The sequence below is a fragment of the Pseudomonas sp. S2_F03 genome (assembly GCF_054668335.1).
Window position 1 is genome coordinate 4,820,100 of sequence record NZ_CP162759.1, and the last position, 23,876, is coordinate 4,843,975.

A 23,876-nucleotide genomic window follows, 5' to 3' on the forward strand; every position below is an offset into this window, starting at 1 on the left:
GGTCTGTTCCAGCCGCTCTTGTCGTCAGGAATCTTCCATGCGTTTTTTTTCTAAATTTTTGTGTTTGAGCTGTTTTTCCCTGATCAGCCTCACGAGTCATGCCGAAAACGTGAAAGGCCTTTATCAGGTGCGCGAGCCTGTCACCAGTCAGGCGCCCGCGGAGCGTGATCAAGCGATCCAGCGGGCGCTGGACACGCTGGTGTTGCGTCTGACCGGCGATCCCAAGGCGGTGCAGAGTCCGGGGTTGGCAGCCCTGCGCAAAGATCCGCAGCAAATCATCAGCCAATTTGGTTTTGACGCGGGCCCTCCAGAAGTACTGAAGGTCGATTTTGATCCGAACACTACCGAGCAAGCATTGCGTCGTGCCGGGTTGTCGTTGTGGGGTGCCAATCGACCGTCGATCCTCGGTTGGTGGTTGAACGATGCCACCGAGGGTTCAAGTTTGGTGGGCGATGGCCAGGCCGCCGCTACACCGTTGCGTCGAGCGGCGCAGCACCGTGGTTTGCCGCTGCGTTTGCCGCTGGCGGACCTGAGTGAGCAACTGGTCGCTACGGCGCCCAACCTGGAAGGCACCGACGCAACGCCACTGCGCGGGGTCTCGGAACGTTACAACGCTGACGCCTTGCTCGCCGTGCATGCCCGCGAAGAGGGCGGCCAGTGGCAGGCCAAATGGAATTTGTGGATGGGCGACAAGAAGGAAGCGGGCAACGTACAGGGCGCGGATCAGGCCGCTGTGGCTGACGCCGTGATGCTGGCGGTCAGCGAGCGACTGGCGCCACGGTTTGTTGTCAAGCCGGGCGCTTCTGGCGAGCAATTGCTGGAAGTGCAGGGCATGAACCTGGAGCGCTATGCGGCGCTGGGGCGATTGCTCGACCCTTTTGGTGCGCGTCTGCAAAGTGTTGACGGTGATCGCATTCTTTATCGGGTTAACGGCAGCGCCGAGCAATTGCGCTCGCAGTTGTCGCTGGCGAAGTTGCAGGAAATGCCCGCCGGTGAAATGCCCGCGCCCGTTGCACCGGTTCAGCCCGTGGCGCAGGGTGCGACGCCAGCCGTGGCCCCAGCGCCGGCACCGGTGCCGCAATTGCGCTTCCGTTGGTAAGTTTTCTTTCTTTATATAGATGCATATGGAGTGGTACATGGCCGATACGCGGCGTTGGTTCTGGTTGGGTGGAGTGGTTCTGCTCTGCGCGTTTATCTGGCTGTTGCATCCGATCCTGACACCGTTCCTGGTGGCGTTGCTGCTGGCCTATCTGTTCGATCCGCTGGTGGATCGGCTGGAGAAAGCCGGACTTTCAAGGACGTGGGGCGTGGTGGCGGTGTTCGCGCTGTTCACGTTGATTTTCACCACGCTGCTGCTGGTGTTGGTGCCGCTGCTGGCCAGGCAGTTGTTTCGTTTGTATGAGCTGGCGCCGCAAATGCTCGATTGGCTGCAGCACACCGCATTGCCGTGGGCGCAGTCGAAGTTCGGGTTGTCGGAGGGGTTCTGGAAATTCGACAAGCTCAAGGCCGCGATCAGTGAACACATGGGGCAGACCAGCGATATTGTCGGTGTGGTGTTGAGCCAGGCCACAGCGTCCGGTCTTGCATTGATTGGCTGGTTGGCCAATCTGGTGTTGATCCCGGTGGTAAGTTTTTACCTGCTGCGGGACTGGGACCTGATGATGGCAAAAATCCGCAGCCTGCTGCCGCGTGATCGTGAAGAGCGCGTCGTCGAGCTCGCCGGTGAATGTCACGAAGTGCTCGGTGCGTTCGTGCGTGGGCAATTGCTGGTGATGGTGGCTTTGGGCGTGATCTACGCGTCGGGCCTGATGCTGGTGGGGCTGGAGTTGGGGCTGCTGATCGGCCTGATTGCCGGTCTGGCCGCGATCGTGCCGTACATGGGGTTTGTCATCGGGATTGGCGCGGCGTTGATTGCCGGTCTGTTTCAGTTCGGCGGCGAACTGTATCCCATGCTGGGGATCGTCGCGGTGTTTATGGTCGGGCAGGCGCTGGAGGGTATGGTGCTGACGCCTTTGTTGGTCGGGGACCGGATCGGCCTGCATCCAGTGGCGGTGATCTTCGCGATTCTGGCAGGGGGAGAATTGTTCGGTTTTACTGGCGTGTTGCTGGCATTGCCGGTGGCGGCGGTGATCATGGTGCTGGTGCGCCATGTACAGGATTTGTATAGGGATTCAGATATGTACGGCGGTGTCGACAAACCTTGATTGCAACGGTTGTCGACGGTTCACAGAGGTCGGCCTGTTTTCGTGCCAGGTCGGCCTGCATCCCGGGTGTGCCAGAGGCCGGTGCTGTCAAAGAAACTGTCATAAAACCGGTGCGTTAACGCAAACCTTTGATTTTGCTTGTGGTCTGTCGCATTGTGCGACCAGCGTCACGGGTATAAACTTCGCAAACTTTACACAGAGGCCACTAACGGTTCCTTTGGAACTGTTCAGTCAGCATGAAACCGATTCAGCTGCCCCTAGGTGTGCGTCTGCGTGATGACGCTACCTTTATCAATTACTACCCTGGCGCCAATGCCGCAGCACTCGGCTATGTCGAGCGGCTATGCGAAGCCGACGCCGGCTGGACCGAAAGCCTGATTTATCTCTGGGGCAAGGACGGGGTAGGGCGTACGCATTTGTTGCAGGCGGCCTGCCTGCGCTTCGAGCAGTTGGGGGAGCCGGCGGTGTACCTGCCGTTGGCCGAGCTGCTGGATCGTGGCATCTCGATTCTCGATAACCTCGAACAATACGAACTGGTCTGCCTGGATGATTTGCAGGCGGTTGCCGGCCGGGCGGATTGGGAAGAGGCGCTGTTCCATCTGTTCAATCGGTTGCGTGACAGTGGTCGGCGCTTGCTGATCGCCGCGTCGACATCCCCGCGTGAACTGCCGGTGAAGCTGGCAGACTTGAAGTCCCGCTTGACCCTGGCGCTGATCTTTCAGATGCGTCCACTCTCTGACGAAGACAAATTGCGCGCCTTGCAATTGCGTGCGTCGCGTCGCGGCCTACACCTGACCGATGAAGTCGGCCATTTTATTTTGACTCGCGGTACCCGCAGCATGAGTGCGCTTTTCGAGCTGCTTGAACGTCTCGATCAGGCCTCTCTTCAAGCTCAGCGCAAGCTGACAATCCCCTTCCTGAAGGAAACGCTGGGCTGGTAAAACCAAAGCCTGGCAGGGGTTTCGGCATATTTCAGGCGCCAGGAAATCGGCTTTCCTACAGGGCTGCAGGCTGCGCAAGCGTTTAAAATGGGCTTAAGCGCTTAGATGTTAACGAGAAACCGATAAGTCACATAAAGTTCGATTGAATTTGCAAATGAGGATGATAGCGGGCATAGTCTCGACTTCTTTACAACTATCAGCCACGGTCGTGCCCATGCTAAAGCGCTTCGCACCCCTCGTGCCTCTCGCACTCGTCACCCTGTTGTTCGGTTGCGCTGCTCACTCTCCAGTGTCCCAGCAAGAGCAACAACAGCAGGCTAAAAATTCAGTTACCGCACAATCTTCTTCCGTTCTTTTCCAGGAAGAACTGGCCACCGATAAAGAACTGGCCGACTTTGCCGACGGCAAGGCCTACCAGCTACCGGTTCTGGCCGACAGCATTCTTGAGCGCGGCATGTCCCTGATCGGTACCCGTTACCGTTTCGGCGGCACTTCTGAAGCCGGTTTTGATTGCAGCGGCTTCATCGGTTACCTCTTCCGTGAGGAAGCGGGCATGAACCTGCCTCGTTCTACTCGCGAAATGATTAACGTGGACGCCCCACTGGTGGCTCGCAGCGCGCTGAAGCCAGGCGATCTGCTGTTCTTCGCGACCAATGGTCGTCGTGGTCGCGTCAGTCACGCCGGGATCTACCTGGGTGACAACCAGTTCATCCACTCCAGCAGCCGCAAAAGCGGTGGCGTCCGGGTCGACAGCCTGGGTGACAGCTACTGGAGCAAGACCTTCATCGAAGCCAAACGCGCCCTCGCGATGGCACCGACAGTGGTCACCGCTCGCAAGTAAACGTACAAGTTGTAAGGCGAAGTTAAAGTCTTACTTGAAGTTTGCTGCGTAGGCGCTAGAATTCTGATCTTAATGATGGCAAACCGCCTGCGTCACGCGCAGGCGGTTTTCTTTCTGCACTCCCAGCAGGAAAAAGCCGCAGCCAGATCAGGATGCTCTGCTTATGACGATGTCGGCCCGCCTTGCACTCATGTTCTTCGCAGCGCTGCTCAGCGCCTGCGCCAGCCGCACACCGCCTACTGCGCCGGTGAATCGCGCGCCGATCGTCTTTGGTTCCTCCCAGGCATCTTCCCCTGAAGCAGAAGAGGTGCTCTTTCGCGCGTTGGGCCTGGTGGGCACGCCTTACCGTTGGGGCGGCAATACGCCGGACTCCGGTTTTGATTGCAGTGGGTTAATCGGCTTTGTCTATCGTGATGCCGCCGGCATTTCCCTGCCGCGTACCACGCACGAGATGATCAGCATGCAAGCCGCCAATGTGGGCAAGGAAGGTCTGCAAACCGGTGATCTCATCTTCTTCGCTACCAATGGCGGTTCTCAGGTGAGCCATGCCGGGATTTACGTGGGCGAGGGCCGCTTCGTTCATGCACCCGCCACGGGCGGCACGGTGAAGCTCGACAGCTTGTCCAAAGCCTATTGGCAGCGGGCTTACCTGAGCGCCAAGCGCGTTCTGCAACCCGAGCACTTGGCACGCAATCCCTAGTCACGCTGCTGCCCCCCTATAAATTGAGGGTTGCGGTTATTTAGCGGCTGACACGCGCCACACCTTGTTCCCGACATCATCCGCCACCAGCAAGCCACCCTGCTGGTCGATCACGACGCCTACCGGCCGACCCATGGCCTCTTCGTCTTTATTGAGAAAATCGGTCAGTACATCGACCGGTTTCCCGGTCGGTTTGCCGCCTGCGAATGGCACGAAGATCACTTTGTAGCCGCTGTGCGGTTTGCGGTTCCACGAACCGTGCTGACCGATAAAGGCCCCTTCCTTGAATTGCGCGGGCAGGCTGGTGCCTTCAGCGAACGTCAGCCCCAGCGATGCCGTGTGCGGACCCACTGCGTAGTCCGGCGCAATGGCCTTGGCCACCAGGTTCGGGTTTTGTGGCTCGACACGAATGTCGACATGTTGGCCGTAGTAGCTGAACGGCCAGCCATAGAACCCGCCATCCTTGACCGAGGTGATGTAGTCCGGCACCAGGTCGCTGCCGATTTCGTCCCGCTCATTGACCGCCGTCCACAATGCACCGCTGCGGGGCTCCCAGGCCAAACCGTTCGGGTTGCGAATGCCGGAAGCGAAAATCCGGTGGTTGCCGGTGGCGCGGTCCACTTCCCAGATTGCTGCGCGACCTACCTCTTGATCCAGGCCGTTTTCACCGACGTTGCTGTTGGAGCCCACCGTGACGTACAGCTTGCGGCCGTCCTTGCTGGCGATGACGTTTTTGGTCCAGTGATGATTCAGCGTGCCTCCCGGCAGATCGACCACCTTGGTAGGCGGCGACTTGATCGCGGTGTCACCGCTTTCGTAGTGAAAGCGCAGCAATCGGTCGGTGTCGGCCACGTACAGGTCATTGCCGACCAGCGTCATGCCGAAGGGTGAGTTGAGGTTTTCCAGGAACACCGTGCGGGTTTCGGCGATGCCGTCGTGGTCCTTGTCACGCAGCAGGGTGATGCGGTTCGGGCTCGGTACTTTGGCGCCGGCACGGCCCATGGCTTTGCCCATGACCCAGCCACGAATGCCTTTGCCGTCATCGGGTTTGGGTGGCGCGCTGGTTTCGGCTACCAGCACGTCGCCGTTGGGTAGCACGTAGAGCCAGCGCGGGTGATCGAGGTCTTCGGCGAAGGCGGCCACTTGAGTGCCGGCAGCGGCAGTAGGTTTCGCGCCCTTCGGCCAGCCGATCGCCGGGGCGATATTCACCGTCGGGATCAGGGTTTTGTTGGGTTCAGGCAGCTTGGGTGACGGGCCGGTGCCGTCGGAGACTTGCAGTATGGAGGTCTCACCACAGGCGGCAAGCCCTCCGGCGAGCACTATGACGATAGCGAGCGGGGACTTGCGCATGCTGGTCTTCCCTATGATTGCTCTGACTTAATCATAGAGAAGCTTCAGCGTGCGATGGTTCCGTCGATTAGCCGCGGGCTTCCTTGAACAACACGGCAACGCCTGGGTGATAGTTGCCGGCTTCGTTGCGCAACTTGCGATAGGCGTAGGGGAAATACCAGGCGACGGCACAGCAGTGTTCTTTTTGCAGATCGTCGACCATGTCCTGAAGTTCTTCAGGGGTGGCGCTTTGCTGGGCTTTTTGCGGGGCAACGAACAGGCAACCAAGTTTCAGGTCGCTGGCGTAGCTGATTCGTTTGGCATCGCTGGTGATGTCCTGCAGTGCCTGCGTCAGGTTCAGGCTGTTGACCTTGGGCCAGCGTTGAGTGGCCTGAAGGTAGGCGCGCTCTTCGGCGGTTGCGATAAACAGATCGGCGCGGGCGTTGCGCTCGCCTTCTTCGTTCTGTTTGCGCGTCGACGTGTTTGGCAGCGTGACCATTTCCGCCATCCAGGCTGCTGCGGAGAGCAGGCCGAGGTTGGCTTTTTCATCGTGCCAATATGGCGAGTCGTTATCACCGCGCACCGTGTTGTAGCGGTCGATACAGTCAAACCAGCGCTCCAGCACCGGCCGCAGGAATTCCAGCTTCGGATTGCTGATGATCATGCCTTGCATGTTGCTCACCCTTGTAATTGTGTTGTTGGGTTTTGTGGCGCTTTGATATCACTGCTGACAGTGTGGTGCAAGATTGGCGTCAGTAAATTGATCGGCGGCAGTATATCGCTCGCCGCAGCTTTGTCTTCATTTGACGCTCCACCCCCAACCCTCTAACCTTCGCGGCTTGTTTCAGGTGCTCTGTGGCAGTGGCCGACAGAGTGAAACAGGGAAGCCGGTGAGTGACTATCGTAAAACGACGAAACGTCACGATCCCGGCGCTGCCCCCGCAACGGTAAATGAGTGAAAACTGCGCCTTGAGCCACTGTGTCTATTGTCGACATGGGAAGGCGCGCAGTCCGGCATCACGCCGCTCATGAGCCCGGAGACCGGCCTGATTCATCCAGCGGCATCACGGTGGGCGATGCCAGGCTTCTTGCCGTCTATTCTTGTGCCCGCCCGCCGTTATCCAGCCTCAACGGAGAGCTCCCCCATGACCGATACCCCCCCTGATCGTGACGAACGCCATTTGGCGCGCATGCAGCGCAAAAAAGCCGTGATCGACGAACGCATTGCCAATTCCCCCAACGAGTGCGGCTTGTTGCTGGTGCTGACCGGCAATGGCAAAGGCAAGAGCAGTTCGGCATTCGGCATGCTCGCCCGGTCGATGGGGCACGGTATGCAGTGCGGCGTGGTGCAATTCATCAAGGGGCGCAACAGCACCGGCGAAGAACTGTTCTTCCGCCGCTTCCCGGAGCAAGTGCGTTTCCATGTCATGGGCGAAGGCTTTACCTGGGAAACCCAGGACCGCCAGCGTGACATTGCTGCCGCCGAAGCGGCCTGGGCGGTGTCCCGCGAATTGCTCAGCGATCCGTCCATTGGCCTGGTGGTGCTGGATGAGCTGAACATCGCGCTCAAGCACGGTTATCTCGATCTCGATCAAGTGCTCAGCGACTTGCAAGCTCGTCCTCCGATGCAACACGTAGTGGTCACCGGTCGCGGCGCCAAGCCGGAAATGATCGAACTGGCCGACACCGTCACCGAAATGGGCGTGATCAAGCACGCGTTCCAGGCCGGGATCAAAGCGCAAAAAGGCGTCGAGCTGTGAATCAGCCACGTTGTTGCCCGGCGGTACTGATTGCCGCCCCGGCTTCCGGTCAGGGCAAGACCACCGTCACTGCCGCGCTGGCCCGTTTGCATCGCAATCAGGGGCGCAAGGTGCGCGTGTTCAAATGTGGCCCGGACTTTCTTGACCCGATGATCCTCGAACGCGCCAGCGGTGCGCCGGTGTATCAATTGGACATGTGGATGGTCGGCGAGCAGGAAAGTCGGCGACTGCTGTGGGAAGCCGCTGCTGAAGCCGACTTGATCCTGATCGAAGGCGTCATGGGGCTGTTCGACGGCACGCCGTCCAGCGCCGACCTGGCGCGGCACTTCGGAGTGCCGGTGCTCGCGGTGATCGACGGCACTGCCATGGCGCAGACCTTCGGTGCACTGGCGTTAGGGCTGGCGCGCTATCAAGCGGATTTGCCGTTTGCCGGTGTATTGGCCAACCGCGTGGGCACGCTGCGGCATGCGCAATTGCTTGAAGGCAGCCTGACCGAAGGCTTGCGTTGGTATGGCGCGTTGTCGCGAGAAACCGGAATCGAGTTGCCGAGCCGTCATCTGGGGCTGGTTCAGGCCAGCGAGTTGAATGATTTGGACCTGCGGCTCGACGCGGCAGCCGATGCGCTGGCCAGCAGCTGTGAAGTGGCATTGCCGCCGGCGGTGGAGTTTGCCGCCCCGGATGTGATTGTTGCCGAGCCGTTGCTCGCGGGCGTGCGCATTGCGGTAGCCCGTGACGAAGCGTTCGCCTTCACTTACGGCGCGAGCCTGGATTTGCTGCGAGCCATGGGCGCCGAACTCTCGTTCTTCTCGCCGATCCGTGACCGCCAATTACCGGACGCCGACAGCCTCTACCTGCCGGGCGGTTATCCCGAATTGCACCATGTCGCATTGTCACAGAACACCCCGATGCTCAACGCAATCCGTGCGCACCATGCGGCCGGTAAACCGTTGTTGGCCGAGTGCGGCGGCATGCTGTACTTGCTCGACTCGTTGACCGATGTCGAGGGCACTCGTGCAGAGCTGGTCGGTTTGTTGAAAGGGGACGCGGTGATGCAAAAGCGTCTGGCCGCGTTGGCTTTGCAAGCGGTCGAACTGCCTGAAGGTTCGCTGCGCGGCCACACGTATCACCACTCCCTGACCAGCACCGAGCTTGAGCCTATCGCGCGCGGCCTCAGTCCGAACGGCGGTCGCGGCGCCGAGGCGGTTTATCGTGAGGGGCGGATGACCGCGTCTTACGTGCACTTCTATTTTCCATCCAATCCATCGGCCATTGCCGCGCTGTTTGCGCCGGACCTTGAGGCCGACTTGCTCGCGAAGCGGCCATGAGCGACAACGCTTTTTCCGATGCCGAACGCGCAGCGGTCTATCGCGCCATCGGCGAGCGCCGCGACATGCGTCACTTCAGCGGCGGCACGGTCGAGCCCGAGCTGCTGCGACGCCTGCTCGAAGCGGCGCATCAGGCCCCTAGTGTCGGCCTGATGCAGCCCTGGCGTTTCATCCGCATCAGCGACCGAGACTTGCGCGACAAGATCCAGTTGCTGGTGGAAGAAGAACGCGTGCGCACTGCCGAAGCCCTCGGCGAGCGCACCGACGAATTCATGAAGCTCAAGGTCGAAGGCATCAATGACTGTGCCGAAGTGCTGGTCGCCGCGCTGATGGACGATCGCGAGCGCCACATCTTCGGGCGTCGCACCTTGCCGGAAATGGACATGGCCTCGCTGTCCTGCGCCATCCAGAACTTATGGCTGGCTGCGCGCGCGGAAGGTCTGGGCATGGGCTGGGTGTCGCTGTTCGAGCCGCAAGCGCTGGCGGACCTGCTGGGTCTGCCGGCCGGGGCCAAGCCGCTGGCGGTTCTTTGCCTGGGGCCGGTCAAGGAATTCTATCCGGCGCCGATGCTGGTACTCGAAGGTTGGGCGCAAGCGCGTCCGCTGAGTGAGTTGCTGTATGAAAATTATTGGGGAGTGAGTCAATGAGTGTGGCGTTATTGAGTGTCGCCGCGGTTGCGCTGGACGCGCTGCTGGGTGAACCCAAACGCTGGCATCCGCTGGTGGCGTTCGGTCGTTTTGCCGATCGCATCGAGCAACGTTTCAATTCCGCCGGGCGCGGCTGGCGCAGTCATGGCGTCACGGCGTGGGTGATGGCCGTGTTGCCGCTGACCTTGCTGGCGACGGCATTGTCCTGGGCGCCTTATATTGGCTGGGTCGTCGAGATTCTTGCGTTGTATTGTGCCCTTGGTCTGCGCAGCCTCGGTGAACACGTCGAGCCGGTGGCCAAGGCATTGCGCAGTGATGATCTGGAAGAGGCGCGCAAGCGTGTCGGGTATCTGGTCAGCCGCCAGACCAGTGAACTGGATAAGACTGAAGTCGCCCGCGCGGCCACCGAATCGGTGCTGGAGAACGGCAGCGATGCGGTGTTCGCTGCGTTGTTCTGGTTTGCCGTGGCCGGTGCGCCCGGCGTGGTGCTCTACCGTTTGAGCAATACGCTGGACGCGATGTGGGGTTATCGCAATGAACGCTTTGAACGATTCGGCTGGGCTGCGGCGAAGATCGACGACATCCTCAACTACATTCCGGCACGTCTGGTGGCGTTGACCTACGCGCTGCTGGGTAAAACCCGTCTGGCGTTGAAATGCTGGCGCACGCAAGGCCCTACCTGGGACAGCCCGAATGCCGGCCCGGTCATGGCGGCGGGTGCTGGTGCATTGGGTGTCGAGTTGGGCGGAGCGGCGATTTATCACGGTGAACTGCATCAGCGTCCGCAACTGGGCGAAGGTGTGCCGGCGGATGCCGACTCCATTGACCGTGGCTGGCAATTGGTCCAGCGCGGGGTATGGTTGTGGTTACTGATTCTCTGCGTGGGGGCTGAATTCTATGCTTGAGCACGGCGGCCGGTTGCGCAAGGCGGCGCTCGAATACGGCATCGCGGAAACCGATTGGCTCGACCTGTCCACCGGTCTGGCGCCGTGGCCTTTTCCGATCCCGGATATCGAGCCGCGCGCCTGGGCCCGTTTACCGGAAAACGATGACGGCCTGGAGCAGGCGGCCTGCGACTATTACAGTGCGGCGCACGCGCTGCCGGTGGCTGGTTCGCAAATGGCTATCCAACTGCTGCCGCGTTTGCGCCGTGCCGGTAAGGTCGGGGTGCTGTCGCCATGTTACGCCGAGCACGCCGAAGCCTGGCGGCGCTGCGGCTATATCGTGCGCGAAGTGCTGGAGCAGGAAGTCGACTTCTTTCTCGACAGCCTTGACGTGCTGGTAGTGGTCAACCCCAACAACCCGACTGGCCTGAGCCTGACGCCAGGCCGTCTGCTCGACTGGCACACTCGACTGGCGTCGCGCGGTGGTTGGCTGGTGGTGGACGAAGCGTTCATGGACAACACGCCGCAGCTGAGCCTGGCACCGTTTACTCATCAGGTTGGCTTGATCGTGTTGCGTTCGTTTGGCAAGTTTTTTGGCCTGGCCGGTGTGCGGCTGGGGTTTGTGCTGGCAGAACGCAAGTTGCTCAAATTGCTCGCCGAGCAAGTCGGGCCCTGGGCCGTCAGCGGACCGACCCGGGTGATTGGCCGGGCATGTTTGCTGGACACCGAAGGGCATGCCCGCCAACGCCATCGCAGCGAGGAGGCCAGCGAGCGTCTGGCGCGGCTGCTTGAACAGCAGGGCTTTAAACCTCAGGGGGGATGCGCTTTGTTTCAGTGGTTGATCACCGAACAGGCTGAGCAACTGCATGAGTTCATGGCGCGGCAGGGCATTTTGCTGCGGTTGTTTGCTCACAACAGCAGCCTGCGTTTTGGCTTGCCCGCCGACGAAGCGGACTGGGCGCGCCTCAAGCAAGCCTTCGAAGCCTACGCCAAGGAAACAAAATGACGACGTTGATGGTGCAGGGCACCACGTCCGACGCCGGTAAAGTACGCTGGTGACGGCGCTGTGTCGCTGGGTGACCCGCCACGGCGTGCGCGTCGTGCCGTTCAAGCCGCAGAACATGGCGCTCAATAGCGCGGTGACCGCTGACGGTGGCGAAATCGGTCGCGCGCAAGCCGTGCAAGCCCAGGCCGCCAACCTCGAACCCCACACCGACATGAACCCGGTGCTGCTCAAACCCAACAGCGACACCGGCGCCCAAGTGATTATCCATGGTCGCGCCGTCACGACGATGAACGCGGTCGCCTATCACGACTACAAAACCATCGCCATGCAAGCGGTGCTGGCCTCCCACGAACGCTTGAGTGCGGCGTATCCGGTGGTGATGGTCGAAGGCGCGGGCTCGCCGGCCGAGATCAATCTGCGTGCCGGTGATATCGCCAACATGGGCTTCGCCGAAGCGGTGGATTGCCCGGTGGTGCTGATTGCCGACATCAATCGCGGCGGGGTTTTCGCGCATCTGGTGGGCACGCTGGAACTGCTGTCACCGACTGAACAGGCGCGGATCAAAGGCTTCATCATCAATCGCTTTCGTGGCGACATCGCCTTGCTGCAGCCGGGGTTAGACTGGCTGGAAGCGCGCACCGGCAAACCGGTGATCGGCGTGCTGCCCTACGTGATGGACTTGCACCTAGAGGCCGAGGACGGCATCGATCAGCGCCAGACCGACAAGGCTGACCACGTGCTCAAAGTGGTGGTGCCAGTGTTGCCGCGCATCAGCAACCACACCGATTTCGATCCGCTGCGCCTGCATCCGCAAGTGGACCTGCAATTCATCGGCCCCGGCCAGGCGATTCCACCGGCCGACCTGATCATCCTGCCGGGCTCGAAAAGCGTACGCAGCGACCTCGCGTACCTGCGGGCCAATGGCTGGGAAACGGCGATCCGTCGTCATCTGCGTTACGGCGGTAAAGTGCTGGGGATTTGCGGAGGACTGCAAATGCTCGGTGAACAGGTGCATGACCCGCTGGGCCTTGAAGGCGCACCGGGCTCCAGCGCTGGCCTGGGGTTGCTGGCGTTCCAGACCCAACTCGAAGAAGAGAAACAATTGCGCAATGTGCGCGGTCGCCTGGCCCTGGAAGATGCAGTGGTCAGCGGCTATGAAATCCATGCGGGCGTAACCACCGGGCCGGCGTTGGAAAACGCGGCCGTGCAGTTGGACGATGGTCGCTGCGATGGCGCGCAAAGTGCCGATGGACAGATTTTCGGCACCTACCTGCATGGCCTGTTTGAATCGCCGGCAGCGTGCGGTGCGTTGTTGCGTTGGGCCGGTTTGCAGCAGGTGCAGGACGTCGATTACCACGCCTTGCGCGAGCGCGATATCGAACGGCTGGCGGATCTGGTGGAGAAGCATCTGGATACCGGGCTGTTGCGAGAGCTCTGCGGGTTTTGAGCTGAGTTAGAGGCCGCCATCGCGGGCAAGCCCGCTCCCACAGGTTGTGTGGGAGGGCAAGAAATCTGCGAACAGGCTCGATCCTTGTGGGAGCGGGCTTGCCCGCGATGAGGCCCCCAACGACACCGATGATTTAAAGGAATGAACATGCTGCAACTAATCCTCGGCGGCGCCCGTTCCGGCAAGAGCCGTCTGGCTGAAAAACTGGCGACAGACAGCCAACTGGCCGTGACCTACATCGCCACGAGCCAACCGCTGGACGGCGAAATGAACGACCGGGTCGCCCATCACCGCGCCCGTCGTCCCGCCGAATGGGCCTTGATCGAAGAGCCGATCGAGCTCGCCCGCGTACTGCGCGAAACCGCTGGCGCCAACCGTTGCCTGCTGGTCGATTGCCTGACGCTGTGGCTAACCAATCTGTTGATGCTCGACGACGTCGAATGCCTCAACGCTGAACGCGAAGCCTTGTTGGACTGCCTGGCCTCATTGCCGGGTGAAATCATTTTTGTCAGCAACGAAACCGGAATGGGTGTCGTGCCGCTGGGCGAATTGACTCGCCGCTACGTCGATGAAGCCGGTTGGCTGCATCAAGCTCTGGCCGAGCGCTGCCAACGTGTCGTCCTGACCGTCGCCGGCCTGCCCCTGACCCTGAAAGGAACTGCGTTATGACTCAATCCTGGTGGCTGAACCCGTGCAAGTCGATCGATGCTCACGCCATCGAACAGGCCATGGCGCGCCAACAACAGCTGACCAAACCGGCCGGCTCGCTCGGTCGACTGGAATCGGTGGCGGTGCAATTGGCCGGATTGCAGGGGCAAGTCAAACCCAGTCTGGATCAACTGTGGATCGCGATTTTTGCCGGTGACCATGGTGTCGTGGCGGAAGGCGTGTCGGCGTTTCCTCAGGAAGTCACCGGGCAAATGCTGCACAACTTCGTCACCGGTGGCGCAGCGATCAGCGTATTGGCGCGGCAATTGGGCGCGTCCCTTGAAGTGGTGGATCTGGGTACGGTGACGCCGACGCTGAATCTGTCGGGTGTGCGTCATCTGAACATTGGCCCCGGTACGGCGAATTTCGTCAAAGGCCCGGCCATGACCGCCGCCCAGGGTGAACTCGCCTTGCACGCCGGTCGTGACAGCGTGCGGCGCGCCCTCGCGGCAGGAGCGCAGTTGTTCATCGGCGGCGAAATGGGCATTGGCAACACCACCGCAGCCAGTGCGTTGGCCTGTGCCTTGCTCGATTGCCCGGTAGCGCATCTGGCCGGGCCGGGCACCGGTCTGGACGCGGCGGGTGTCAATCACAAAGCCCAGGTTATCGAGCGTGCGTTGGCGCTGCACAGTGCTCAACGCGGGGACGTTTTGCAGACGCTGTTCAATCTGGGCGGCTTTGAAATAGCCGCGCTGGTGGGGGCGTACCTGGCGTGTGCGCAAGAAGGTGTGGCCGTGCTGGTAGACGGATTCATTTGCAGCGTCGCGGCATTGGTGGCGGTGCGTTTGAACCCCGAGTGTCGGCCGTGGTTGCTGTTCGGTCACCGAGGTGCCGAGCCGGGCCATCGCCATGTACTGGAAAGCCTGAACGCCGAACCTCTGTTGGACCTGGGCCTGCGACTGGGCGAGGGTAGCGGTGCCGCGTTGGCCGTGCCGTTGTTGCGTCTGGCTTGCGATCTGCACGGGCAGATGGCGACCTTCGCCGAAGCGGCGGTTGCGGATCGTCCGGTATGACATTGCACCTGGACGTGTTGCGCCATGGCGAGACCGAACTCGGTGGCGGGTTGCGCGGCAGTCTCGACGACGCGCTGACCGCCAAGGGCTGGGAGCAGATGCGCGCGGCGGTGATCGAGCAGGGGCCGTGGGATCGATTGGTCAGTTCGCCGTTGCAGCGTTGTGCGCGCTTCGCTGAAGAGCTCGGTGTGCAACTGGGTTTGCCGGTGCAGTTGGATAAAGACCTGCAAGAGCTGCACTTCGGTGCCTGGGAAGGGCAGAGCGCAGCGGCGTTGATGGACACCGATGCCGAGGCGTTGGGGCAGTTCTGGGCTGATCCCTATTCGTTTACACCGCCGGATGGCGAGCGAGTGGCGGATTTTTCCGTTCGGGTATTGGCGGCCATCGAACGCCTGTCCGTGGCCTACGCTGGCGAGCGGATTCTGTTGATCAGCCATGGTGGCGTCATGCGTTTGTTGCTGGCGCAAGCGCGCGGGTTGCCTCGGGAGCAGTTGCTCAATGTCGAAGTCGCTCATGGTGCGTTGTTTTCGTTGAGCGTCGAGGCCGGCGTCATTCTCAAGGAAGCGAACTGAACATGCTGCCGTTCTGGATCGCCCTGCAATTTTTGAGCAGTCTGCCGATTCGTCTGCCCGGCATGCCGACGCCTCAGGAGCTGGGCCGGTCGCTGCTGTTTTATCCGCTGGTGGGGCTGCTGTTTGGCGCGATTCTGTGGGCGCTGAATGGGCTGTTGCTGGGCACACCGTTGTTGCTGCATGCGGCGTTGTTGCTGACGGTTTGGGTCTTGCTCAGCGGCGGGTTGCACCTGGACGGTCTGGCCGATAGTGCCGACGCGTGGCTCGGAGGTTTCGGCGACCGTGAGCGCACACTGACGATTATGAAGGACCCGCGCAGCGGCCCGATTGCCGTGGTGACGCTGGTGTTGGTGCTGCTGCTGAAGTTCGCCGCATTGCTGGCGTTGATCGAGCAGCCGCACAGTATTTTCCTGGTCATCGTTCCGCTGATCGGCCGCAGCGCGATGCTGGGTTTGTTCCTGACCACGCCGTACGTGCGCGCTGGCGGGTTGGGGCAAGCGCTGGCCGATCATCTGCCGCTATTGGCCGGTAAGCAGGTGTTGGCGGTCAGCGCATTGGCCTGTGTATTGATCGCGGGTCTGAGCGGTGTCGTCGCGGTAGTTTTAGCGGCGGTGGTGTTCGCCTGCTTACGGCGGCAAATGGTGCGGCGATTGGGTGGTACGACTGGCGACACCGCCGGCGCACTCTTGGAATTGCTGGAGGTGGCGGTGCTGGTGGGCTTGGCGATCTTCTAATCTTCCCACATCATGTAACTTGATTTAACACAACCACGGGTATATACACGCACCATGCTCGACTCCCAATGTTTATGCATCAACCTGCGTCGCGCCGCCCGTGGCGTCAGTAGGCATTACGACGGCGCTCTGGACGGCTTCGGAATCAACGTTGCCCAGTATTCTTTGCTGTGTAATTTGCAACGACTGGATCAACCGAGTATTTCCACCTTGGCCGAGGCCATGGGCCTGGACCGCAGCACCTTGGGGCGCAATTTGCGCGTGCTTGAAGGCGAAGGGCTGGTAGCGCTGGCCGAGGGCGAGGACATGCGCAATCGCATTGTTCGCCTCACCGAGGCCGGTGCCGAGCGACTGAAGGCCGCCTTGCCGGCCTGGGAGGCGGCGCAACAGCGGTTGGTTGACCGCCTGGGCGCCGAGAAACGTGAAACCTTGCTGCGACTGCTGGACGAACTGGCGTAAGGCCGGTTTTTCCGATCTTAAGCGGGTATATACCCGCTACCGGAGAATAAGAAATGACATCGATGTGGCGTACTTGCGGTTGGGTGTTATTGGGGAGTGCGCTGATCCTTGCGTTGTCTTTGGGCGTGCGGCACGGCTTCGGGCTGTTTCTGGCGCCGATGAGCGCGGAGTTCGGCTGGGGGCGTGAGACGTTTGCATTTGCCATCGCCTTGCAAAACCTGATCTGGGGCCTGGCGCAGCCCTTCACCGGCGCGCTGGCCGACCGTTTCGGTGCGGCCAAAGTGGTGCTGGTCGGTGGTGTGTTGTATGCGCTGGGCCTGGTGTTCATGGGCTTGTCCGATTCCGCCGTGACCCTGTCCCTGAGCGCCGGCCTGCTGATCGGCATCGGTCTGTCGGGCACCTCGTTCTCGGTGATCCTCGGCGTGGTGGGGCGTGCGGTGCCGCCCGAGAAGCGCAGCATGGGCATGGGCATCGCCAGTGCCGCCGGTTCGTTCGGTCAGTTCGCGATGTTGCCGGGCACGCTGGGGTTGATTGGTTGGCTCGGCTGGTCCGCCGCGTTGCTGGTGCTGGGCCTGTTGGTGGCGTTAATCGTGCCGTTGGTGAGCATGCTCAAGGACAAGCCGCTGCCGACACTGGGGCACGAGCAAACCCTCCGCGAAGCGCTGCGTGAAGCCTGTTCCCATTCGGGTTTCTGGCTGCTCGCGTTCGGCTTTTTCGTCTGTGGTTTCCAGGTGGTGTTCATCGGCGTGCATTTGCCGGCGTATCTGGTGGATCAGCACCTGCCGGCGACGGTCGGCACGACGGTGCTGGCGCTGATCGGGTTGTTCAACATCTTCGGCACATACACCGCAGGCTGGCTTGGCGGGCGCATGTCAAAACCGCGCTTGCTCACCGGTTTGTACTTGCTGCGGGCGGTGGTGATTGCGCTGTTCCTGTGGGCGCCGGTCACCACGACCACGGCATACCTGTTCGGCATGGCCATGGGTTTCCTGTGGTTATCGACCGTGCCGTTGACCAACGGCACCGTGGCGACCTTGTTCGGTGTGCGAAACCTGTCCATGCTCGGCGGGATTGTTTTCCTGTTTCACCAGCTCGGCTCGTTTCTGGGCGGCTGGTTGGGCGGGGTGGTGTATGACCGAACCGGGAGTTACGACTTGATTTGGCAAGTGGCAATTCTCTTTGAGTCTGGCGGCCGCTGCCCTCAACTGGCCGGTGCGTGAGCGACCGGTAGCGCGGCTGCAATCACTAATGAGTGCGATATGAACAGTCTGTGGCCGCGGATCGCTCTAGCGGTTGTCTGCGCCTTGTTGCTGGCGTTGTCATGGTGGGGCTGGCATCAGGGCGGGCTCGCGTTGATGCAGCTGGGCATGGGTGCTTGCTAGCGAGCGGCGAGGGCGAGTAACGTCGCTATTGACGACTTATCAAGGATGCACCGACATGCTGATGCGCTGGATTGCAGTCCCCGCGTTGCTGGTGACGTTTACCGGGCTGGCCTGCGCGGCCGAGTGCCCGGAGCTGTTGCAAGGATCACTGCAAAAGCTGCGCGCCAAGGAGTCCATCGACCTGTGCCAACGGTTTGAAGGTAAGCCGCTGGTGGTGGTCAATACCGCGAGCCACTGCGGTTTCGCCCCACAGTTCAAAAGCCTTGAGGCGCTCAATCAGCGCTTCAAGGGGCAGGGGCTGGAGGTGATTGGCGTTCCGTCCAACGATTTCAAGCAAGAGTCCAAGGACCCCGCCGAGACCGCCAAGGTCTGTTACGTGAATTACGGCGTGACCTTCACCATGACCGAACCGCAGTCAGTGCGAGGCGAAGACGCGACGCACCTGTTCAAGGTTCTGGCCAAACAGACCAGCGCGCCCAAATGGAATTTCTATAAATACGTGGTTGATCGCAAAGGCAACGTCATCGCCAATTTCTCCAGCCTGACCAAGCCTGACGATCCCGAGTTCATCGCTGCAGTGGAGCAAGCCCTGGCTTCCCAGCCCTGATCGACGCCCACTAAAAAGCCCCGCCTCTGTAACCAGAGAGCGGGGCTTTTTTGATTCAGCCGGCGAGTGGTTCAGGTTCGCCGTGAATCATCAGAAGCGGTAAGTTGCGCCGAGACCGAAACCGCTCGCCCAGTTTTCATACTTGGCGTTGTAGGTCTGGCCACGGTCGTTGGAGTTGTTGATCTTGACCGACTCTTCACGCAGGTACGAATACGCCAGGTCGATGGTCAGGTCGTTGGTCGGGCTCCAGCCAGCGCCCAGGCTGAATGCCTTGCGATCGCCCGTCGGGATGCGTGGGGAACGGTCGACGTTGTTGGTCGGTGCCTGGTCAACGGACAGACCACCACGCAGTACCCATTCCTTGTTCAGCTGGTAGGACGCGCCGATGGCGTGAGCCCAGGTGTCGTGCCAGTTCTGTTCTTCGGTGATGGTACCGAATTGGCCGTTCAGAACGGTTGGAACACCACTGTTTTCGACGGTGATGTCTTTCAGGCGGCTCCAGCGAGTCCAGGTACTGCCTGCATACAGAGTCCACTTGTCGTCGAGCTGGTGAGTAACCGAGAAGTCCACCGATTCAGGCGTGGTCACGTCCAGCGAAGCGTCGTATTTCTGATTCGGGTTCTGGCCGATCAGGCCCAGCACGCCGTAGTTGACCTTGGTGCTGCCTTCGAGCTTGTACTTCACTTTCGAGTGGTAGGTCAGGCCGACGCGAGTACTGTCGGTGGCTTGAACCAGCACGCCGATGTTGTAGCCCAGCGCGGTGTCGTCACCTTTGATCTTGACCTTGCCATCTGGCGCGGCCTGGGTGATCGACAGATTCGATTCCAGGGTGCCGTCGATGCGGTTGATGGTCGGGCCGAAACCGATGGAAACCTTGTCGTTGAAGGCGTAGCTGACAGTCGGTTGCAGAGTGGCGATTTTTACTTCGCTCTTGCTACCGAAGTAACGACCGGCAAAGTTGTTTTCGTAGTCGGTTACCAGACCGAACGGCGCGTACACGCCAATACCGAAGGCCCAGTGGTCGTCGATTGGCTTGACGTAGTAGCCCATAGGTACGGCGATGAACGGTACCATGTCGCCGTCGTTGCTGCCGCCGTTCGGGAAGGAGCTTGCGTGGCTGATGTCAGTGTGTGCGTCGATCATCGCAACACCGCCGGTGACTTGTTCACGCTTGATGCGGGACATGCCGGCAGGGTTGCCAAAAATTGTACTTGCGTCATCGGCAGCGGAAGATCGCCCGGCAAAACCTGTACCCATCCCGCTAATGCTTTGTTCGTTAATGGCGAAGCCACTTGCAAAGATCTGGGTGGATGCCAGGGTAACGGCGAGGCTAAGGGTAGTTTTGAGCATTACTTTTTTCATTATTAGAACTCCTGGTGATCACCGGGGCGAAAACTACCAACATTTTCGTCCCAGCGCTATAGGCTGTATGGCTTGAGTTAGAGCGGTTTTGTAGGACAATCCGACCAGATTCGCGACCGGTTGCACGATCTTTCAGAACTGGTGGGTCAGCAAGCGACCTGATTCAGTGGTGAAACACAAGTTTGCCAGGCGCAGGTGAAGTCGCGCAGGCGTCCTTGAGGCTGAAAGGTCTGACGCCAGATGCGGGCCATGCCCAACAAGTCATCGGCGGCGGGGAGGGGTGTGTTCTGTTCTTCTACCAGCAGCCAGGCGATGGCGGTGGCGTAACGCAGGTTAACGGTCAATTCCAGGTGCGGCCCACTGAGAAAGGCATGTTGGCTGGCCAGGCCGCGCACGAGGCTCGCGCGTTCGGGGTCCAGGGCCAGGTAATGATCCCAGAGTGCCTGGTGGCGGGGTTCGGCGATTCGGTAGAGGCCGTGGCCACGGCGGTCATGCAGGGCGGAACCAAGGGCAGACTGGCTGGCGGCGATGCCCAGCAGCAGGGATTCGGCAGTTGCGCTATGGCGTCCGAGGTAAATCAGTGTCGGACGAATCACATAACGGCACAGTTCGCTGGCAGCGATACCCATAAAGCCCTCGAAACATGAAGTGGGCGGCGATACCTGAAGGGGCCTTGGCAGCGGTGGATCGAATCAGGCTCGCCGGAAGCGGATCACGCCGCTTGAGTTGAAGTGTAGTGTCATATTCGCGTTGTAAAGGACTGTTTTTAAAATATTTCCAGCTTCGAGTTATAACCGTTATATCGGTTAGTGCTTAGCCGCAGGGGGTGAAAAGAGAAATAACGGGCAATAAAAAAGCCCCGCTTTTTGAGCAGGGCTTTTCGGTTTTTCAGTCTTTCTGGCGTCTCAGGCGATCAATGCCTGGCGGGTACGCTCGATCACGGCCTGCAGCGGTTCTGCGCTGGAGTATTGATCGGGGTACAGGCGTTCGCTGTGACGAGCGATGCCGTGTTCGTTGACCAGAGTGAAACTGAAGCAGCCTTTGCGAGCGGCCATGATCAGGCAGTTCATTGGTGCAAAAGCGTTGGTTAGGGTGCGGATGGCATCCTGAGTGTGGATTTGAGTAGACATAGTGTTGGTGTTCCTACAAGCGACACGGATAAGAGCCGTGCAAAATTAAAACGTTCCAGTGACGACGACCACCGTTGGTCGAACGAAGAACCCGACTGGAACAAAGCAGCCAGTTTGAAGCGCTGATAATTGGCGCGCTTGGGCTGGCAGGTAGGTACTTAGGAGGGCAGGCAACACATCAAGGGCAAAGGTTCTGGGCCCGGGGTGAAGATCCTGATCAATTTGCAGGCTGGTTCGGTCAGAGTAAGTGAGCTTCGCAACACCCTTCGCTTTTGTTCGAAGGCTGTGTTGGCGCAAGGTTTACCTGGAAACCATCGAGGTGGTCGATCCTGTTTTGTCGGTGGAGGCTTCTCTTGAGGGAAGGCTGACCGCGAGGATTTGTTCGACCAGAATTGACTTTCAGCTTGGTACTAACGCCGCGGATACTAACGGATTGAATTTCAGAAAGGAAGTGTGTTAGCAAAAAGAATTCGTGAGGTCGGACGATGTGCCCCGCAATCGTCCACATTCCGACCGGTGGTGGCGGTCGTTCATCGGGCCGCGATCTGCCTGGATCAAGGGTTTTCCCGGTTTATCCCCAGAAGCCAGGCAAATATGCGCCGAAAAAGGGCAGCGATATAACCGCCTCGTAGGTACTTGTGCACATAAGTTGCGCAGACTGTAACCCCACTGTCATCCACGCCTCAGTCGCAGTGGGTGCCTGTGTTGAAAATTTAAGTCAATGAAAAACATCGCTTTTTTTTACTGGTGAAAAAATCGTCAGTTTGACTGCGAGCCCCATTCCACAGGGCTTTGCGCGAGTTCAAGGGCGGTTGTCCACTGAGTTATCCACAGCTTCTGTGGATTGTCCCGAGCGCTTGCTCTAGCACGGGCGTGCCGGGTTTTTTTGGGCTTTACCTGTAAGAAAAAAGAGTAGAGTTGCGCGCCTTCGGATTTGCCCTACAGTGCTTTATGAAGTTTCGCTCAGTATCAAACCCTGCTACCTCAACGCCCTCAAGTGTTACCCCGCCCAAGCGCTTTTCAATGCGCGTGGCAGAGTGGTTGCTGGACAGTCCACGCCTTGGGGATAACCCCAACATCAAGCACTTCGCCGGGCGTTTGCTTAAACAGCCTGCCCGTGAAGGCGTCGTGGCCGCGCAAAGCCGTCTCGGGCAATTGATGTGCCGCGAATGCGGCAATGCCCGTGATCGCCGCATCGGCCAGGACCTGTTGCGCCAAGCCGCGCGAGCAGGAGATACACGCGCCCTACAGGAACTGGGCCTGATCGAAGACTGAGCTGTCCAAGTCCGGTTGCCTTGGTTAACCTTCAAGCTTTATCTCATCAGCAGGAATCTCTATGGCTATGGACTTGACCAGCCTATTACTCGGTCTGGCGGGCGCTGGCCTGCCATTGCTGGTACTGGCTTGGCAAATTCAGCGCCGTGCGAGCTCCTCGCAGGCCGAGGTTGCACTGCTGGAAGAACGGCTGGCCATGGCCCAACTGGCGCAGGACGGCTTGAACGCCCAACTCGATGCGTGTCGCGATGAAGTCGCTGATCTGAGCCAGGCTAACGCCGCCAGACAAGCAGACCTCGCCGCCGCGCGCCGTGAAGTCGAACTGCTGCAAATCGAGCGCGACGACGCCCGCGATGCGGCCCATGCCTGGAACATTGAACGCTCCGGCAAAGAGGCTGAGCTGCGTCGCCTGGACACCCAGGCGGCCTCCCTCAAGGCCGAACTGCGTGAGCAGCAGGAAAGCCATCAGCAGCGCCTCAGTGACCTGCAAGGTTCGCGAGATGAGCTGCGGGCGCAGTTTGCAGAACTGGCGGGCAGGATTTTCGACGAGCGCGAGCAGCGCTTTGCCGAAACCAGCCAGCAGCGATTGGGTCAGTTGCTTGATCCTCTGAAGGAACGCATTCAGTCCTTCGAAAAGCGCGTCGAGGAAAGTTATCAGGCCGAAGCCCGCGAGCGTTTCTCGCTCGCCAAGGAGCTGGAGCGCCTGCAGCAGCTGAACCTGCGCCTGAGCGACGAAGCCACCAACCTCACTCGTGCGCTCAAAGGGCAGAAAACCCAAGGCAACTGGGGCGAGCTGATTCTCGAGCGAGTGCTGGAGCACGCGGGCCTGGAGAAGGGTCGTGAGTACCAGACCCAGGTCAACCTCAAGGGCCCGAACGGGGAGCGTTTCCAGCCGGATGTGATTATTTACCTGCCGGGCGACAAGCAGGTGGTGGTCGACTCCAAGGTCAGCCTTACGGCCTATCAGCAATACGTGGCGGCTGAAGATGACACCATCGGCCAGATCGCCATCAAGCAGCATGTCCTGTCACTGCGCAATCACGTCAAAGGCCTGGCCGGCAAGGATTACAAACGGCTCGACGGCTTGCACAGCCTGGATTTTGTTTTGCTCTTCGTACCGATCGAGGCCGCGTTCTCCGCCGCCTTGCAGGCCGAGCCGACACTGTTCCAGGAAGCCTTCGACCGCAACATTGTGATCGTCAGCCCCACCACGTTGTTGGCCACGCTGCGGGTCATCGACAGCCTGTGGAAGCAGGAACGGCAAAGTCAGAACGCCCGTGAAATCGCCGAGCGAGCGGGGTGGCTGTACGACAAGTTCGTGTTGTTCATCCAGGACCTGGACGAAGTCGGCAATCGCTTGCAGCAACTGGACAAAGCCTACAGCTCTGCGCGCAACAAGCTGACAGAGGGGCGCGGAAATCTGGTCAGTCGCAGCGAACAATTGAAGTTGCTCGGCGCGCGAGCCAGCAAGAGTTTGCCGGCCGATTTGCTGGAGCGGGCGATGACCGATGTGGATGGCCTGGTCGAGTTGCCCGAGTAAATTTTCAGTT

At 60.2% G+C, this 23,876-nt stretch carries 24 protein-coding genes, 2 pseudogenes and 1 riboswitch; of the genes and pseudogenes, 21 read left to right on the forward strand and 5 right to left on the reverse strand.

Annotation, left to right across the window (positions count from 1 at the left end; all coding sequences use genetic code 11):
• Positions 1-37 precede the first annotated feature (37 nt).
• From AB4N76_RS22530 to AB4N76_RS22550, 5 genes are all read left to right on the forward strand, one after another.
• Entirely contained in the window at positions 38-1,099 is a 1,062-nt protein-coding gene (locus AB4N76_RS22530; RefSeq protein ID WP_460163541.1) for a DUF2066 domain-containing protein, read from the forward strand.
• A gap of 37 nt (positions 1,100-1,136) precedes the next feature.
• A complete protein-coding gene (locus AB4N76_RS22535) occupies positions 1,137-2,204 on the forward strand; it encodes an AI-2E family transporter (RefSeq protein ID WP_046032906.1) in 1,068 nt (355 codons plus the stop codon).
• A 236-nt stretch (positions 2,205-2,440) separates the two neighbouring features.
• Positions 2,441-3,145, forward strand: a complete 705-nt coding sequence (gene hda / locus AB4N76_RS22540) for a DnaA regulatory inactivator Hda (RefSeq protein WP_010456804.1) — start codon at positions 2,441-2,443, stop codon at positions 3,143-3,145.
• Between the two features lie 214 nt (positions 3,146-3,359).
• Positions 3,360-3,986 carry a C40 family peptidase gene (locus tag AB4N76_RS22545; RefSeq protein WP_046032907.1) on the forward strand — a complete coding sequence of 209 codons (627 nt, stop codon included), beginning with the start codon at positions 3,360-3,362 and terminating at the stop codon, positions 3,984-3,986.
• Between the two features lie 163 nt (positions 3,987-4,149).
• Positions 4,150-4,686: a C40 family peptidase gene (locus AB4N76_RS22550; RefSeq protein ID WP_460163542.1), complete on the forward strand. Its 537-nt coding sequence runs from the start codon at positions 4,150-4,152 to the stop codon at positions 4,684-4,686.
• Between the two features lie 36 nt (positions 4,687-4,722).
• Here AB4N76_RS22550 and AB4N76_RS22555 read toward each other — a convergent pair whose 3' ends face one another.
• Together AB4N76_RS22555 and AB4N76_RS22560 are read right to left on the reverse strand one after the other, a co-directional pair.
• Positions 4,723-6,036, reverse strand: coding sequence for a PQQ-dependent sugar dehydrogenase (locus tag AB4N76_RS22555; RefSeq protein ID WP_460163543.1), 1,314 nt, complete (start codon positions 6,034-6,036; stop codon positions 4,723-4,725).
• 67 nt (positions 6,037-6,103) lie between these two features.
• Entirely contained in the window at positions 6,104-6,688 is a 585-nt protein-coding gene (locus tag AB4N76_RS22560; RefSeq protein WP_077430638.1) for a hypothetical protein, read from the reverse strand.
• Between the two features lie 156 nt (positions 6,689-6,844).
• Positions 6,845-7,079, forward strand: a riboswitch (cobalamin riboswitch).
• An 81-nt stretch (positions 7,080-7,160) separates the two neighbouring features.
• On the opposite strand from AB4N76_RS22560, the gene cobO reads away from it, so the two are divergent.
• From cobO to AB4N76_RS22630, 14 genes and pseudogenes are all read left to right on the forward strand, one after another.
• Positions 7,161-7,775, forward strand: coding sequence for a cob(I)yrinic acid a,c-diamide adenosyltransferase (cobO, locus tag AB4N76_RS22565; protein WP_460163544.1), 615 nt, complete (start codon positions 7,161-7,163; stop codon positions 7,773-7,775).
• Positions 7,772-9,100, forward strand: coding sequence for a cobyrinate a,c-diamide synthase (locus tag AB4N76_RS22570; RefSeq protein WP_046032911.1), 1,329 nt, complete (start codon positions 7,772-7,774; stop codon positions 9,098-9,100). Before cobO ends, AB4N76_RS22570 begins: the two co-directional genes overlap by 4 nt.
• On the forward strand, positions 9,097-9,747 hold the full coding sequence (gene bluB, locus AB4N76_RS22575) for a 5,6-dimethylbenzimidazole synthase (protein WP_077430637.1): 651 nt from the start codon (positions 9,097-9,099) through the stop codon (positions 9,745-9,747). Before AB4N76_RS22570 ends, bluB begins: the two co-directional genes overlap by 4 nt.
• Entirely contained in the window at positions 9,744-10,652 is a 909-nt protein-coding gene (cbiB, locus tag AB4N76_RS22580; RefSeq protein WP_046032913.1) for an adenosylcobinamide-phosphate synthase CbiB, read from the forward strand. The genes bluB and cbiB overlap by 4 nt, the downstream gene beginning before the upstream one ends.
• Positions 10,645-11,637: a threonine-phosphate decarboxylase CobD gene (gene cobD / locus AB4N76_RS22585; protein WP_046032914.1), complete on the forward strand. Its 993-nt coding sequence runs from the start codon at positions 10,645-10,647 to the stop codon at positions 11,635-11,637. Before cbiB ends, cobD begins: the two co-directional genes overlap by 8 nt.
• Positions 11,634-13,084: pseudogene (locus tag AB4N76_RS22590) on the forward strand (cobyric acid synthase). The gene cobD and the pseudogene AB4N76_RS22590 overlap by 4 nt, the downstream one beginning before the upstream one ends.
• A 147-nt stretch (positions 13,085-13,231) precedes the next feature.
• Positions 13,232-13,753, forward strand: coding sequence for a bifunctional adenosylcobinamide kinase/adenosylcobinamide-phosphate guanylyltransferase (gene cobU / locus AB4N76_RS22595; RefSeq protein ID WP_046032916.1), 522 nt, complete (start codon positions 13,232-13,234; stop codon positions 13,751-13,753).
• Entirely contained in the window at positions 13,750-14,805 is a 1,056-nt protein-coding gene (gene cobT / locus AB4N76_RS22600; protein WP_046032917.1) for a nicotinate-nucleotide--dimethylbenzimidazole phosphoribosyltransferase, read from the forward strand. Before cobU ends, cobT begins: the two co-directional genes overlap by 4 nt.
• Complete coding sequence (gene cobC, locus AB4N76_RS22605) at positions 14,802-15,377, forward strand: alpha-ribazole phosphatase family protein (protein ID WP_460163545.1); 576 nt, start codon at positions 14,802-14,804, stop codon at positions 15,375-15,377. Before cobT ends, cobC begins: the two co-directional genes overlap by 4 nt.
• 2 nt (positions 15,378-15,379) lie before the next feature.
• Entirely contained in the window at positions 15,380-16,111 is a 732-nt protein-coding gene (locus AB4N76_RS22610; RefSeq protein ID WP_460163546.1) for an adenosylcobinamide-GDP ribazoletransferase, read from the forward strand.
• Between the two features lie 54 nt (positions 16,112-16,165).
• Positions 16,166-16,570, forward strand: coding sequence for a MarR family winged helix-turn-helix transcriptional regulator (locus tag AB4N76_RS22615; protein ID WP_046032920.1), 405 nt, complete (start codon positions 16,166-16,168; stop codon positions 16,568-16,570).
• 53 nt (positions 16,571-16,623) lie between these two features.
• A pseudogene (locus AB4N76_RS22620) lies at positions 16,624-17,833 on the forward strand (MFS transporter).
• On the forward strand, positions 17,830-17,952 hold the full coding sequence (locus tag AB4N76_RS22625; RefSeq protein ID WP_256577145.1) for a hypothetical protein: 123 nt from the start codon (positions 17,830-17,832) through the stop codon (positions 17,950-17,952). The pseudogene AB4N76_RS22620 and the gene AB4N76_RS22625 overlap by 4 nt, the downstream one beginning before the upstream one ends.
• Before the next feature lie 55 nt (positions 17,953-18,007).
• On the forward strand, positions 18,008-18,559 hold the full coding sequence (locus AB4N76_RS22630; RefSeq protein WP_046032922.1) for a glutathione peroxidase: 552 nt from the start codon (positions 18,008-18,010) through the stop codon (positions 18,557-18,559).
• A gap of 90 nt (positions 18,560-18,649) precedes the next feature.
• Here AB4N76_RS22630 and AB4N76_RS22635 read toward each other — a convergent pair whose 3' ends face one another.
• The 3 genes from AB4N76_RS22635 to AB4N76_RS22645 all read right to left on the reverse strand — a co-directional run bounded on the left by AB4N76_RS22635 (position 18,650) and on the right by AB4N76_RS22645 (position 21,051).
• Entirely contained in the window at positions 18,650-19,921 is a 1,272-nt protein-coding gene (locus AB4N76_RS22635; protein ID WP_046032923.1) for an OmpP1/FadL family transporter, read from the reverse strand.
• Between the two features lie 146 nt (positions 19,922-20,067).
• Positions 20,068-20,550: a hypothetical protein gene (locus AB4N76_RS22640; protein WP_046032924.1), complete on the reverse strand. Its 483-nt coding sequence runs from the start codon at positions 20,548-20,550 to the stop codon at positions 20,068-20,070.
• A gap of 276 nt (positions 20,551-20,826) precedes the next feature.
• Complete coding sequence (locus AB4N76_RS22645; protein WP_019407963.1) at positions 20,827-21,051, reverse strand: hypothetical protein; 225 nt, start codon at positions 21,049-21,051, stop codon at positions 20,827-20,829.
• A 951-nt stretch (positions 21,052-22,002) separates the two neighbouring features.
• On the opposite strand from AB4N76_RS22645, the gene AB4N76_RS22650 reads away from it, so the two are divergent.
• The gene (locus AB4N76_RS22650) at positions 22,003-22,326 is read left to right on the forward strand and encodes an SEL1-like repeat protein (protein WP_077432170.1); all 324 of its coding nucleotides are present in this window, start codon (positions 22,003-22,005) and stop codon (positions 22,324-22,326) included.
• A gap of 175 nt (positions 22,327-22,501) precedes the next feature.
• On the forward strand, positions 22,502-23,866 hold the full coding sequence (locus AB4N76_RS22655; protein ID WP_175649012.1) for a DNA recombination protein RmuC: 1,365 nt from the start codon (positions 22,502-22,504) through the stop codon (positions 23,864-23,866).
• The last annotated feature ends 10 nt before the right edge of the window (positions 23,867-23,876 follow it).